This window comes from Mycobacterium kyorinense (genome assembly GCF_001672775.1).
GTDB lineage: Bacteria > Actinomycetota > Actinomycetes > Mycobacteriales > Mycobacteriaceae > Mycobacterium > Mycobacterium kyorinense_A.
Window position 1 is genome coordinate 1 of sequence record NZ_LZKJ01000199.1, and the last position, 12,658, is coordinate 12,658.

The 12,658-nt window shown below is 68.3% G+C and carries 9 protein-coding genes and 2 pseudogenes; 3 read left to right on the forward strand and 8 right to left on the reverse strand.

Annotation, left to right across the window (positions count from 1 at the left end; translation table 11 throughout):
• Together A5707_RS21495 and A5707_RS21500 are read right to left on the reverse strand one after the other, a co-directional pair.
• Positions 1–875 (reverse strand): beta-ketoacyl synthase N-terminal-like domain-containing protein (locus A5707_RS21495; RefSeq protein ID WP_082969614.1); only part of this gene is annotated, 875 nt, incomplete at its 3' end.
• A 171-nt stretch (positions 876–1,046) separates the two neighbouring features.
• Complete coding sequence (locus A5707_RS21500) at positions 1,047–1,385, reverse strand: hypothetical protein (RefSeq protein WP_082969615.1); 339 nt, start codon at positions 1,383–1,385, stop codon at positions 1,047–1,049.
• A 161-nt stretch (positions 1,386–1,546) separates the two neighbouring features.
• On the opposite strand from A5707_RS21500, the gene A5707_RS21505 reads away from it, so the two are divergent.
• Positions 1,547–1,885 (forward strand): RNA polymerase-binding protein RbpA, encoded by a 339-nt coding sequence (locus A5707_RS21505; RefSeq protein WP_065016459.1) that lies wholly within the window; start codon positions 1,547–1,549, stop codon positions 1,883–1,885.
• Between the two features lie 41 nt (positions 1,886–1,926).
• Here A5707_RS21505 and A5707_RS21510 read toward each other — a convergent pair.
• The 4 genes and pseudogenes from A5707_RS21510 to A5707_RS21525 all read right to left on the reverse strand — a co-directional run.
• Positions 1,927–2,750 (reverse strand): annotated as a pseudogene (locus A5707_RS21510) (polyprenol monophosphomannose synthase); the annotation flags it as partial.
• A gap of 261 nt (positions 2,751–3,011) precedes the next feature.
• Positions 3,012–4,682: pseudogene (gene lnt, locus A5707_RS21515) on the reverse strand (apolipoprotein N-acyltransferase); the annotation flags it as partial.
• The gene (locus tag A5707_RS21520) at positions 4,675–6,207 is read right to left on the reverse strand and encodes an amidohydrolase (protein WP_082969616.1); all 1,533 of its coding nucleotides are present in this window, start codon (positions 6,205–6,207) and stop codon (positions 4,675–4,677) included. The gene A5707_RS21520 and the pseudogene lnt, both read right to left, overlap by 8 nt.
• Positions 6,208–6,287: 80 nt before the next feature.
• Positions 6,288–6,755, reverse strand: a complete 468-nt coding sequence (locus tag A5707_RS21525) for an FxsA family protein (protein ID WP_065016463.1) — start codon at positions 6,753–6,755, stop codon at positions 6,288–6,290.
• Positions 6,756–6,822: 67 nt separating this feature from the next.
• On the opposite strand from A5707_RS21525, the gene A5707_RS21530 reads away from it, so the two are divergent.
• Positions 6,823–7,530 carry a dienelactone hydrolase family protein gene (locus A5707_RS21530; RefSeq protein WP_065016483.1) on the forward strand — a complete coding sequence of 236 codons (708 nt, stop codon included), beginning with the start codon at positions 6,823–6,825 and terminating at the stop codon, positions 7,528–7,530.
• Positions 7,531–7,535: 5 nt separating this feature from the next.
• Here the strand turns inward: A5707_RS21530 and A5707_RS21535 are convergent, their stop codons facing one another.
• Together A5707_RS21535 and cobN are read right to left on the reverse strand one after the other, a co-directional pair.
• Positions 7,536–7,919, reverse strand: coding sequence for a PPOX class F420-dependent oxidoreductase (locus A5707_RS21535; protein WP_065016464.1), 384 nt, complete (start codon positions 7,917–7,919; stop codon positions 7,536–7,538).
• 111 nt (positions 7,920–8,030) lie between these two features.
• Positions 8,031–11,603, reverse strand: coding sequence for a cobaltochelatase subunit CobN (gene cobN, locus A5707_RS21540; protein WP_065016465.1), 3,573 nt, complete (start codon positions 11,601–11,603; stop codon positions 8,031–8,033).
• A gap of 64 nt (positions 11,604–11,667) precedes the next feature.
• Here cobN and A5707_RS21545 point away from each other — a divergent pair, with 64 nt between their 5' ends.
• A complete protein-coding gene (locus A5707_RS21545) occupies positions 11,668–12,489 on the forward strand; it encodes an SDR family oxidoreductase (RefSeq protein ID WP_082969617.1) in 822 nt (273 codons plus the stop codon).
• Positions 12,490–12,658: the final 169 nt, after the last annotated feature.

The following is a 12,658-nucleotide window of genomic DNA, read 5'->3' on the forward strand; positions in this document are numbered from 1 at the left end:
ACCACCGCCAACACCGGATGCCCCAACCGCACCGCATCCGAGAGCCGCTCCACCACCAACATCCCCCCACCCTCGGACCAGCCGACCCCGTCGGCGGCCCCCGCGTAGGGCTTGCAGCGACCATCGGGCGACAGACCCCGGTGCCGGGAGAACTCGACGAACACGGTCGGTGTCGCGTTGACCGTCGCTCCCCCGGCCAGCGCCAGGTCGCATTCCCCCGAGCGCAGCGACTGCACTGCCATGTGCAACGCGACCAACGACGACGAGCACGCGGTATCCACCGACACCGCGGGCCCTTCCAGGCCCAGCACATAGGCGACCCGTCCGGTGGCGACACTCGATGTCATGCCGGTGAGCCGGTAGCCCTCGATCTCTTCGGCGAGCATGCCGTAGCCCTGCACGATGATCCCGGCGAACACCCCGGTGGCGCTGCCCCGCAGCCCAGTGGGGTCAATCCCGGCCCGCTCCAACGCCTCCCACGACAACTCCAGCAGCATTCGATGCTGGGGGTCGGTGGCCAGGGCCTCAGTGGGCGACACTCCGAAGAAGCCGGCGTCGAAACCGGCGACGTCGTCGACGAATCCGCCGGCTCGCGCGTAGGACTTGTGTGGCGCATCGGGATCGGGATCGAACAGCCCGGCCAGATCCCAGCCGCGGTCGGTGGGAAATTCGGACATCACGTCGCGGCCGTCGGCCACCATGTCCCACAGCCCCTCGGGGGAATCCACTCCGCCGGGAAAGCGGCAGGACATCCCGACGATCGCGATCGGTTCGCCGGACCGTTCCAGCAGTGCGCGGTTCTTGCGCTTCAGCCGCTCCACCTGGACCAGCGCTTTGCGCAGCGCCTCGGTCGCATGCTGGAGTTGGTCAGCCATATTGTTTACCTCTCGCTTAACGCCGGTCGCCGCCGAACGCGGGACGCGACCTCTGACGTGACGAGCCACGTCACGACAGTTCCGCGGGCTCGGTCCTCCCCTATTCCGGCCTAGCCCAGCGATCCATGGCGCGACTGTACCTGTTCTCCGGTTAGTCTCGGACTATCGCGGTCAGCGCCACCCGTCGGCTGCCCTGGCCGCTCGCATCAGCGTGTCGCAGAGCTCACGCAGCTCGGTGGCGCCGGCTCCTTCGTCGAGCGCTGTTGCGACGTCTTCGGCTGCGCATCGCACCTGGTAGACACGGTCGGACAGATCGGCAGCCTCGTCCGCGGACAACACCACGGAGTCGGGCGGCAGCGCCGAGCCGGGCCCGCCATTCATCGAGGCCCGCTGCTCGTAGGCGCGCTGCCGACAGGACTGCCGGCAGTACTGCCTGCGACGCCCCATCCCGGTGTCGGTGACGTCGCGACCGCACCAGCGGCACGGTTGCGGTCGCGTGCGACGGGTCACGCGCCCGACTTTAGCCCGGCCTGCGGCGGCCTCCCGGTATCATGGAAGGTCGCGTCGCATTCGCCCGTCGATGAGGGGCAAGCGCACCTGGGAACTACATAGTCCGTCGTAGCGTTCTCAGCCCGAAGAGATTTAGCGCAGAGATTTAAGGAGTGGGGTCCATGGCTGATCGTGTCCTGAGGGGTAGTCGCCTCGGAGCCGTGAGCTACGAGACCGACCGCAACCACGACCTGGCGCCGCGGCGGGTTGCGCGGTACCGCACCGAAAACGGTGAAGAGTTCGACGTCCCGTTCGCCGACGACGCGGAGATTCCCGGCACCTGGCTGTGCCGCAACGGTATGGAAGGCACCCTGATCGAGGGTGATCTACCCGAGCCCAAGAAGGTCAAGCCGCCTCGTACCCACTGGGACATGCTGCTGGAGCGTCGGTCGGTGGAGGAACTCGAGGAATTGCTCAAGGAGCGCCTCGACTTGATCAAAACGCGCCGTCGCGGCAGCTGATCGCCCGCTGCGCGCCGGGGCGAAGGTGCGCAGATCCGGAATCAGTGCGGCGTGTCGACCGGGGACACGCCCGCTCGCGGTCGGTGGAGGCGGCCGCTGATCCCCCACTGGGCAACCTTGACCAGTGCTTCGCGGATGTTGGAGCCGCTCATCTTCGACACGCCCAGTTCCCGCTCGGTGAAGGTGATGGGCACTTCGACGACCGAGAAGCCGTTGCGCACCGTGCGCCACGTCAGATCGATCTGGAAGCAATAGCCCTTGGAGTCGACGGCGTTCAAGTCGATTTTCTCCAGCACCTCGCGCCGGTAGGCGCGGTAGCCGGCGGTGATGTCGTGAACACCGATCCCGAGCAGCAGCCGCGAGTAGGTGTTGGCCACCTTGGACAGCACGATGCGCCGCCACGGCCAGTTGCGCACGGTTCCACCGTCGACGTAGCGCGAACCGATGGCCAGATCAGCACCGGCGTCCACGGCCTCCAGCAGCCGGTGCAGCTGCTCGGGGGCGTGGCTACCGTCGGCGTCCATCTCGACCAACGTCGAGTACCCGCGGGTCAGGCCCCAGGCGAACCCTGCCAGGTAGGCGGCGCCCAGGCCGTCCTTGGTGGTGCGGTGCATCACGTGGATCCGCTCGGAATCGGCTGAGGCCAGCTCGTCGGCGAGCTCTCCGGTCCCGTCGGGGCTGCTGTCGTCAACGACGAGGACGTGGACGTCGGGGCGTGCTCGGTGCAGTCGCTGCAGGATGAGCGGAAGGTTCTCGCGTTCGTTGAACGTCGGAATGATCACCACGGTGTGCTGGGTGGGACGGTCGCCCGTCATATGGCTCCTCTGTCTGGCCCTCATCGGGCTGAATGTCGGCCGCCCTGGTCGAGCGGATCCTCGTCGCGGTGGTCGGACGGACTATCGCCGGTGTCTTCCGCAAACACGTCCGACTTCGCCGGCCGGGATCGGCGACGACTCGGACGCGGGAACCATCCATTCTGCAATATTGCGCCGAGAACCGCCCCGACGGCTGCCAGCACCAGGATCCACTGGACGATCGGCTCCCAGCGGGTGGCCGGGGTCAGCGCCGTCTTGAGGCGCACCTGGGTGTCGAGGTAGGCGGGCTCGAAAAAGCCGGTACGGGCCAGCTCGCGGCCGTCGGGAGCGATAACGGCGCTGATCCCGACGGTGCCGGCGACGACGACGTATCGGTCGTGTTCCACGGCGCGCACCTTGTCGAAGGCCAGCTGCTGCTCGCTCATGGCCTGGTTGAAGGTGGCGTTGTTGCTGGGGATCGCCAACACCTGCGCGCCGTTACGTACCGATTCACGCGTGGCGCGGTCGAAGATCACTTCCCAGCAGGTGGCCACCCCGATCGGAATCCCGGCGGCATGCACGACTCCGGTGCTGCGGCCAGCCACCATGTGGCCAGCCCAGGCGGCGTATCCCGACAGGTGCCCGAACAGCCACGGCCAGGGCAGGTACTCCCCGAAGGGCTGGACGATCTGCTTGTCGTGGCGGTCGGCGGGCCCAGTGGTGGGATCCCACACGATCACGGTGTTGGTGTAGGACGAGTCACCCGGCGGCCGGTTCGGGAGATCGAGCACGGTGCCGACCAGGATCGGCGCCCCGATGGCCTCCACCGCCACCGTGATCTGCTGGGCCGCGTCGGGATTGGCCAACGGATCGATGTCCGACGCGTTCTCAGGCCAGATGACGAACTGTGGTTGCGGCGCGCGACCTGCCTGCACGTCGTCGGCCAGCAACAGGGTCTCCCGGACGTGGTTGTCGAGTACCGCTCGGCGTTGCGCGTTGAAGTCGAGCCCGAGCCGGGGCACATTGCCCTGCACCGCCGCGACCGTCACCGCGGGCTCGTTGCCCGCCCCGGTTCCGGAGTGCCGGACCTGCGGCCAGATGACCACGGTGGCGAAGAACGCTAGGCAGATGCAGACCGCCGGCAACACCACCGCGGGCGGCCGCTCGGTGGCCTCGGGATTCCGGCTGGCCTCCCGGGTGCTCTGCCACCAGACCGCGATTTCCAGGACGAGGGCGGTCAGGCTGCAACCGATCAGCACGATTGCCAGCGACAGCAGCGGCGGGCCGCCGAGCCGAACCAACGGCAGGAACGGGCCCTCGGTCTGGCCGAAGGCGACCACCCCGAAGGGAAATCCGCCGAACGGGACGGTCGATTTCAGCCACTCCTGCGCCGCCCACACCGTCGCGAACCAGATCGGCCACCCGGGCAGGGTGCGTACCACGACGGCCAGCAGACCGAAGATGCCCGGAAACAGGGCCGACACCGTCGCCAGCGCTATCCATGGCGTCACGCCGACAAGGGTGCTGATCCAGGGCAGCAGCGGCAGGTAGAACGTCAGCCCGAACAGGAAGCCGTACCCGAAGCCGCCCGCCGGTGTGGTCGCGGGCCGGGTCAGTACCCAGGCCAGCACCGCAAATGCGACGACCGCGGCCCACCACCAGTTGATCGGCGGAAAGCTGGCATAGAGCAGCAAAGCCGCGGCGACCGTGGCGGCCAACCGGGTGAGCCGGGGCTTGAGCGCACGGCCGACCCCGGGCAGCCGGGCCAGCAGCGCCGAACTCGCGCCGGCCAGTCGTGTGCGGGCCGCGATGCTCGCCTGCGTGAGGCGTTGCTGCACTACCGCGTTGAACCGCGCGGCGCGGTTCGACGGGTCGGAATCGTCGTCGGGCGATGCTTCAGGCTCATCGGATTGGTCGAAATCGTCGGGGGCCTGGGTGTAGTCGTCACCGATCGCCGGGATGATTTCGGTGGTTTCGTGGCGGCGCCGCTTGCCCCTAGCCATAGATGACCGCGCCCCGGTGCACGGTTTGCCGGCAGCGCGGCAACGCCTCGGTGTGGCTCAGCCGCGGCAAGGCGGCCACCCGGGACCGCGGATCGGTGGACCACCGCTGGACGGCGTTGGATGGTGCGCTGACCTCGAGTTCGCCGGCATCCCAGACGGCGTAGGAGGCCGGCGCGCCCGGTGTCATGGTCCCGGTCAGCCCGTCGCGCACTCCGGCGGCTCGCCAGCCGCCGCGGGTGGCGGCGGCGAACGCGGCGCGGACGGACACCGCGCTGTCCGGGTTGTGGTGCTGAGCGGCCGCGCGCACGCTTGCCCACGGATCGAGGCCCGTCACCGGTGCGTCGGATCCAAACGCCAGGGGCACGCCTTGGGATGCTAACAGCGCGAACGGGTTGAGCTGCCGTGCTCGCTCGACACCGAGTCGCCGAGCGTACATGTTCTGGTCGCCGCCCCACAGCGCGTCGAAGTTGGGCTGCATGCTCGCGATCACGCCCCAGGCGCCGAGTTTGGCCGCCTGCTCGGCGGTCACCATCTCCAGATGTTCCAGCCGGTGCCCGCATCGTGCGACGGCGACGACCCCGAGCTCGTCGACAGCCTGCTCGAACGCGTCAACTGCCGCTGTCACGGCAGCGTCGCCGATGACATGAAAACCCGCCGTCACCCCTGCCTGGGTGCAGGCCCGGACGTGCGCGGCGACGGCGTCGGGCTCGAGGTGGCAGTCGCCGATGCAGTGCGGGGCGTCGGTATAGGGCCGGTGCAGCCAGGCGGTGTGCGAGCCCAGCGAGCCGTCGACGAACAAATCGCCGGCCAGGCCGTGGGCGCCGGTCTCGGCCAGCAGTTCGCGGGCCCGCGCGGCACTGGTTACCGCTTCGCCCCAGTAGCCGATCACATCGACACCGTGCTCGGTGGCGCGCAGCTCCTGCCAGTCGGTCAGGCCGCCGATGCCGGGACCGGCGCATTCGTGCACCGCGACGATGCCGGCCCGGGCGGCGGCATCCAGGGCCGCCGCCCGGGCCTCCGCTAGCTGGGTGCCGGTCAGCTGGTCGCGGGCTACGGCGCGGGCCAGGCTGTGAGCGTCCCCCGACAGCGGCAGCTGGTCGGCGAAACCGGCGGCCGTTGGCAGATCGGGGATTTGGCGGCGCAGGGCGGACGAGGCCAGCGCCGAGTGGACGTCGACGCGGGCCAGGTAGGCGGGCCGCTCGCCGAGCAGGTCATCGAGGTCGGCCGTGGTCGGCGGGGTGTTATCGGGCCAGGTGGATTCGTCCCAGCCGTCGCCCCACACGATTTGTTCGGGGTGGGCAGCGGCATGGTCGGCGATGAGCTGCAGGCAATGCTGGCGGGAGGTGGCCGCGCGCAGGTCCAGTCCGCTGAGCGTCAGTCCGGTGGCGGTGAGGTGGATGTGGCTGTCGACGAACGCCGGGGCGACGAAGGCGCCGTCGAGGTCGACGACGTCGGCATCGGCGAACTGGTCGCGGCCGACGTCGTCGCTGCCCAGCCAGGCGACGATGCCGTCGCGGATGGCCATGGCGGTGGCATCGGGATGACTCGGGCTGTGGATGCGCCCGTTGAACAGCAGCGTCGTCACACCGCCAACCTATGGGGCGGTCAGTCGTGGCGGGACGGGAAGGCGGGCGGCTGCACGTCGGTGACGTCGATGACCTCCCCGTCGATGACGTCGTCGCGGGGACTTCGCGTCACGCGGTCGCCGCCGAGCGTGGTGACGGTGATCAGCGGCTGGCCGATGCGGCGGGCCGCCATCGCGGTCAGGAGCGGCCGAGCGGCGGCTCGCGTCGGCGGCAGCAGAAGCAGCACACCCGCCGCGGTGGTGACCAGGCCCGGGACCACAACGAGCATCGTGCCCAGGGCAATTAACGCGCTGTCGGTGACGGCTCCGCCCGGGGCGGTTCGCGCCCGGGTGAGCTGGCGCTTGAGTTGCCTACCGGCCAGCGCCGTGCCGATCACGAACGTGCCCAGCAGCACCAGCAGCGTCCAGCCGAGCCCGATCGTGGACGCCAGCGCCACCACCACCGCGAGCTCGACGACGACGTAGACGAAAAACAGTCGCGACACCATGTCATGCCAACGTTGCCGTCCGGCGCGGGAGTTCCGTCGGCGTCGGCTGCGCGGTTAGATGCTTGATGTGACGACCATCCAGATGGACACGCCTGCCGGCCCGATCGATGCGCTGCTGGACATTCCCGACGGGCAGGGCCCGTTCCCGGGTGTCGTGGTGGTTCACGATGCGATTGGCTACGGACCCGATAAGGAGTTGATCTCGGCGCACATCGCCGCCGCGGGATACGTCGCGCTGACGCCGAATCTGTTCGCTCGCGGCGGCCGGGCGCGCTGCATCACCCGCGTGATGCGGGAACTGTTGACCAAGCGGGGCCGGTCGCTCGACGACGTCCTGGCCGCCCGTGACCATCTGCAGTCGTTGCCGCAATGTTCGGGCCGGGTTGGCATCGCCGGCTTCTGCATGGGCGGGCAGTTTGCATTGGTGATGTCGCCCAAGGGTTTTGGCGCCTCTGCACCGTTCTATGGCACGCCGCTGCCGCGCGATCTCAGCGAAACACTCGACGGGGCGTGTCCGATTGTGGCCAGCTTCGGTGCGCGCGATCCGCTGGGCGTCGGAGCACCCAAACGGCTGCAACGGGTGCTCGACCGTAATGCCGTCACCAACGACGTCAAGGTGTATCCGCGGGCCGGCCACAGCTTCGCCAACAAACTTCCCGCCCAGCCGTTGCTGCGCATCGCCGGATTCGGCTACAACGAGGCTGCCACTGAAGACGCCTGGGCCCGTGTCTTTGCATTCTTCGGCGAACACCTGCGAGCAGACGCGTCGGCGTAGCGGCGCTAGCTGGCCGCTTTCAGCTCCAGGCCGACGTTGTTCTCCATGCCGCCGCGCATTTTGCTGAAAAAGTTGAACGCCGCGCCGATCAGGCCGTATTTCTTGCCGATGGCCTCGTAGACGGCGCCGTTGTAGGTCTTCTCGAGAATCGTGGCGGTCGCCTCGATGGGCTCGCTTTTCGGGCGGCCACGCAGATCGCAGATCGCCACGCTCACCCGCGGCGTGTTGCGGATTCGTTTGACTTTCCACGACGCCTCTTGGCTGATGACCAGTAGCCGCTCGCCGTCGGGGGCGGCCCAAACCGGGGTCGGTTTGGGCCGGCCGTCCTTAGTGAAGGTGGTCAACAGGACGTAGCGCGACTTGGCGAGGTCGGCAAAGGTGGGGGCCATGGCCTCGAACCTACCGGCGGGCGGAGCACCTTCCGCCGCGAGCGTGTGTGTTCCCGGCCGCACGCTCGGCGTGTCGGCCGGGGACACGCACGCTCGCGGCAAAAAAGCGGGTCAGCCTTCCAGGTCGCCTTCGGTTTCCAGCAGCACCTGGCGCAGGCTGTCCAGAGTGTCGGGCTGCGGGTCCGCCCACATTCCGCGGCCGACCGCCTCCAGTAGCCGTTCGGCCATCCCGTGCAGCGCCCACGGGTTGGATTCGGCCATGAATTTGCGGTTCTGGCTGTCCAGCACGTAGGCCTCGGTGAGCTGCTCATACATCCAGTCGGCCATCACGCCCGCGGTGGCGTCATAGCCGAACAGGTAGTCGACGGTGGCCGCCATCTCGAACGCGCCCTTGTAACCGTGTCGCCGCATCGCGGTCATCCAGCGCGGGTTGACGACGCGGGCGCGGAACACCCGGGTGGTTTCCTCCGACAAGGTGCGGGTGCGAACCGCGTCGGGCCGGGTGTTGTCGCCGATGTAAGCGGCCGGCGCCCGACCGGTCAGCGCTCGCACCGTGGCCACCATGCCGCCGTGATACTGGAAATAGTCGTCGGAGTCGGCGATGTCGTGCTCGCGGGTGTCGGTGTTCTTGGCGGCCACGGTGATCCGGCGGTAGGCCCGGTTCATGTCGTCGGTCGCGGCGCAGCCGTCCAACTCGCGGCCGTAGGCGAATCCGCCCCATGCGGTGTACACCTGCGCCAGGTCGGCGTCGTCGCGCCAGTTGCGGCTGTCGATCAGCTGCAGCAGCCCGGCGCCGTAGGTTCCTGGTTTCGATCCGAAAATGCGTGTCGTGGCCCGCCTTTGGTCACCGTGTTGCGCCACGTCGGCCTGCGCGTGCGCGCGCACATAGTTGTCGTCGTCGGGCTCGTCGAGGTCGGCAACCAGCCGCACCGCGTCGTCGAGCATCGTCACCACATGCGGGAACGCGTCCCGGAAGAACCCGGAGATCCGCACCGTCACGTCGATGCGGGGCCGGCCCAACTCGGCCAGCGGGATCGCGGTGAGCCCGACGACGCGCCGCGACGCGTCGTCCCAGACCGGCCGAACCCCCAGCAGCGCAAGCACTTCGGCGATGTCGTCACCAGCGGTGCGCATCGCCGAGGTGCCCCACACCGACAGGCCGACCGACCGCGGCCACTGCCCGTGGTCGTCGCGGTATCGGGCCAGCAACGAATCCGCCATGGCCACACCGGTTTCCCAGGCCAACCGCGACGGCACCGCCTTGGGATCAACGGAGTAGAAGTTGCGACCGGTGGGCAGCACATTGACCAGTCCGCGCAGCGGTGAGCCTGATGGCCCGGCCGCGATGAACCGGCCGTCCAGCGCCTTCAACACCTGGTCGATCTCGGCTTCGGTTTCGGCCAGTCGCGGAACCACCTCGGTGGCGGCGAACCGCAATACTGCCGCGACGTCGGCGTCCTCGGTGAGGCGCTGCACGGCGTCGGGGTCCCAACCGGTGTCCTGCAGCGCTGTGACCAACTGTCGGGCCGCAGCTTCGGCTTCATCCACCGACAACCGCTCGTCGGTGCCGTCCTCGGCGAGGCCCAGCGCTTGGCGCAGTCCGGGCACGGACTGTTCACCGCCGAACAGTTGGCGGGCCCGCAGGATCGCCAGCACCAGGTCGAGTTCGGCCTCGCCCTTCGGTGGTTGGCCGAGAATGTGCAAGCCGTCGCGGATTTGGACGTCTTTGATCTCGCAGAGCCAACCGTCGACATGCAGCAACATGTCGTCGAACGAGTCATCTTCGGGGCGCTCGGCCAACCCGAGGTCGTGGTCCATCTTGGCCGCGCGGATCAGCGTCCAGATCTGCTGACGGATCGCGGGCAGCTTGCCGGGATCCAGCGCGGCGATCGTGGCGTGCTCATCGAGCAACTGCTCCAACCGGGCGATGTCGCCGTAGGTTTCGGCACGGGCCATCGGCGGGATCAGGTGGTCGACGAGCACGGCGTGCGCCCGCCGCTTGGCCTGGGTGCCCTCACCCGGGTCGTTCACCAGAAACGGGTAGACCAGCGGCAAATCGCCCAAAGCGGCATCGGATGCACAGCCGGCCGACATCCCCAATGTCTTGCCCGGCAGCCACTCCAGGTTGCCGTGCTTGCCCAAATGCACGACTGCGTCGGCCCCGAAGCCGGTGTTGAGCCAGCGATAGGCGGCCAGATAGTGATGACTGGGCGGCAGATCGGGGTCATGGTAGATCGCTACCGGGTTCTCGCCGAAGCCGCGCGGCGGTTGCACCATCAGCACGACGTTGCCGGCTTGCATTGCGGCGATGACGATTTCGCCGTCCGGGTCGTTAGCCCGGTCGACGAACATCTCACCCGGCGGTGGCCCCCAATGCTTTTGCACCGCATCGGTGAAGTCTGCGGGCAGAGTCGCGAACCACGCGCGGTAGTCGTTGGCAGGCACCCGGATCGGGTTACCCGCCAGCTGGCCCTCGGTGAGCCAGTCGGGGTCCTGACCGCCGCGTTCGATCAGCGCGTGCACCAGCGCGTCACCGTCTTGTGCGTCGACGCCGGGCAGCTCGCCGATGTGATACCCGTGCTCGCGCATGGCCTGTAACAACTTCACGGCGCTGGCCGGGGTGTCCAGGCCGACCGCATTGCCGATGCGGGCATGTTTGGTCGGGTAGGCGGAGAACACCACGGCCACCCGCTTTTCGCCGGGCGGAAGGTGCCGCAGCCGTGCGTGGCGGACCGCCAGGCCGGCCACCCGCGCGCAACGTTCAGGGTCGGCGACATAAGAGATCAGCCCCTCGTCATCGATCTCCTTGAACGAGAACGGGACCGTGATGATGCGCCCGTCGAACTCGGGGACGGCGACCTGGCTGGCCACATCCAGTGGGCTGAGCCCGTCGTCGTTGTCGTGCCACTGCTGGCGGGAACTGGTCAGGCACAGCCCCTGCAGAATCGGGATGTCCAGCCCGGCGAGGTGTTCCACGTTCCAGCTGTCATCCATCCCGCCGGCGGCCGCCTTCGCGGGTGTGGCTCCCCCGGCGGCCAGCACGGTGACCACCATTGCGTCCGCCCTACCGAGGATTTGGAGCATGTCGGGCTCGGCGGTGCGCAGCGACGCGCAGTAGACCGGCAGCGCCTGTCCACCGGCGGCCTCGATCGCCCCGCACAGCGCTTCGACATACGCGGTGTTGCCGGCGAGCTGCTGCGCGCGGTAGTACAGCACGGCAATCGTCGGGCCCTCGGTTTCTGCCCGCGCGCGTTCCAGTAAGCCCCAGGTCGGCGTGCTCGCCGGCGGGTTGAATCCGAAGCCGGTCATCAACAGCGTGTCGGACAAAAAGGCGTGCAGTTGGCGCAGATTGGCCATCCCACCCTGGGCCAGGTAGAGATGCGCCTGCAGGGCGATTCCGGCCGGTGCGGTGGATCGCTCGGTCAGATCGGCATCCGGTGCCTGCTCGCCGCTGACCACGACGGCGGGGACGCCGCTGGCCAGCACGGTGTCGATGCCGTCCTGCCAGGCGCGGTAGCCGCCAAGGATGCGGACCACGGCGATGTCGGCGCCGTCGAGCAACTCTGGTAACTCATCGGGCAGCAGGCGCGCGGGATTGGCCCACCGATAGTTCGCCCCGCTGGCACGGGCGGTGATCAGGTCGGTGTCGGACGTCGAGAGCAACAGCACGGTCGGATCGGACACCCGTCATTCCTACCGCAGCGCGACTCGGGTGTCGGCGCGCGGTGAGCATGACAGGATGCGACCTATGTCTGTCGCGGGAAAGATCGTTGTCATCACCGGCGGGGCTCGCGGGATCGGCCTGGCTACCGCCGGCGTACTGCACGGCCTCGGCGCCAAGGTCGCCATTGGCGACGTCGACAAACCCGCTGCCAGGGGCGCCGCCAGCCGGTTGGGCCTCGAGCTTCACGGCAGATTGGACGTGACGCAACGCCGATCCTTCAGCAATTTTCTCGACACCGTGGAAGATCAACTCGGACCTATCGACGTATTGGTCAATAACGCCGGGGTCATCGCGGTGGGCAACGCGATCGACGAGGCCGACGCCGTCACCAAGAGGCTGCTTGACGTGAACGTCTACGGCGTGATCCTGGGCACCAAACTGGCCGCCGAACGCATGGTGCCCCGCGGCCACGGTCACATCATCAACATCGCTTCGGTGGGCGGCCTGCAACCGACGGCGGGCATCGCGACGTATTGCGCGACAAAGCATGCGGTGCTCGGATTCACCGACACAGTCCGCATGGAGAACCGTGGTAGCGGCGTTCATTTCTCGGCGGTTCTGCCGACGTTGACCAACACCGAGATGATCGCCGGCATCGGGCACGCCACGGGACTCAGGAACGCCGAGCCCGAGGAGGTTGCCAACGCGGTCGCGGGGCTGATCGCCAAACCGAAGCGTCGCGTGGTGGTTCCGCGGTCGATGGGCGTCGTGCTGCAGTCTCAGCGATTCGTGCCGCAGCGGGTATCCGAGGCACTCGGCCGTGCGCTGGGCACCGAGCGTGTCTTCAGCTCGGACGTCGACGTCACGAAGCGCAAATCGTATGCCGACCGGACCGGGACGTCCTGACTGGTCACTCGATTGGGGTAGCCAATTACCCTATCCACCTTGGCGCGGCAGCGGAATAGTCGAGTGATTAACACAGACGCGGTACGAGAAGTTGCGAGGCGGTGGTGCCAGCCCGCGCTGGCCCGGCTCTATAGGCGGTCCATCTCGCGAGACATCCGCGCGGCCTCGA

Bases quoted from the DNA above. Each gene is read 5' to 3' on its own strand.
- A5707_RS21520 (WP_082969616.1), bottom strand. From the start codon at position 6,207: ATGGCCATCCGCGACGGCATCGTCGCCTGGCTGGGCAGCGACGACGTC.
- A5707_RS21545 (WP_082969617.1), top strand. From the start codon at position 11,668: ATGTCTGTCGCGGGAAAGATCGTTGTCATCACCGGCGGGGCTCGCGGG.
- A5707_RS21525 (WP_065016463.1), bottom strand. From the start codon at position 6,755: ATGGTGTCGCGACTGTTTTTCGTCTACGTCGTCGTCGAGCTCGCGGTG.
- A5707_RS21505 (WP_065016459.1), top strand. From the start codon at position 1,547: ATGGCTGATCGTGTCCTGAGGGGTAGTCGCCTCGGAGCCGTGAGCTAC.
- A5707_RS21535 (WP_065016464.1), bottom strand. From the start codon at position 7,919: ATGGCCCCCACCTTTGCCGACCTCGCCAAGTCGCGCTACGTCCTGTTG.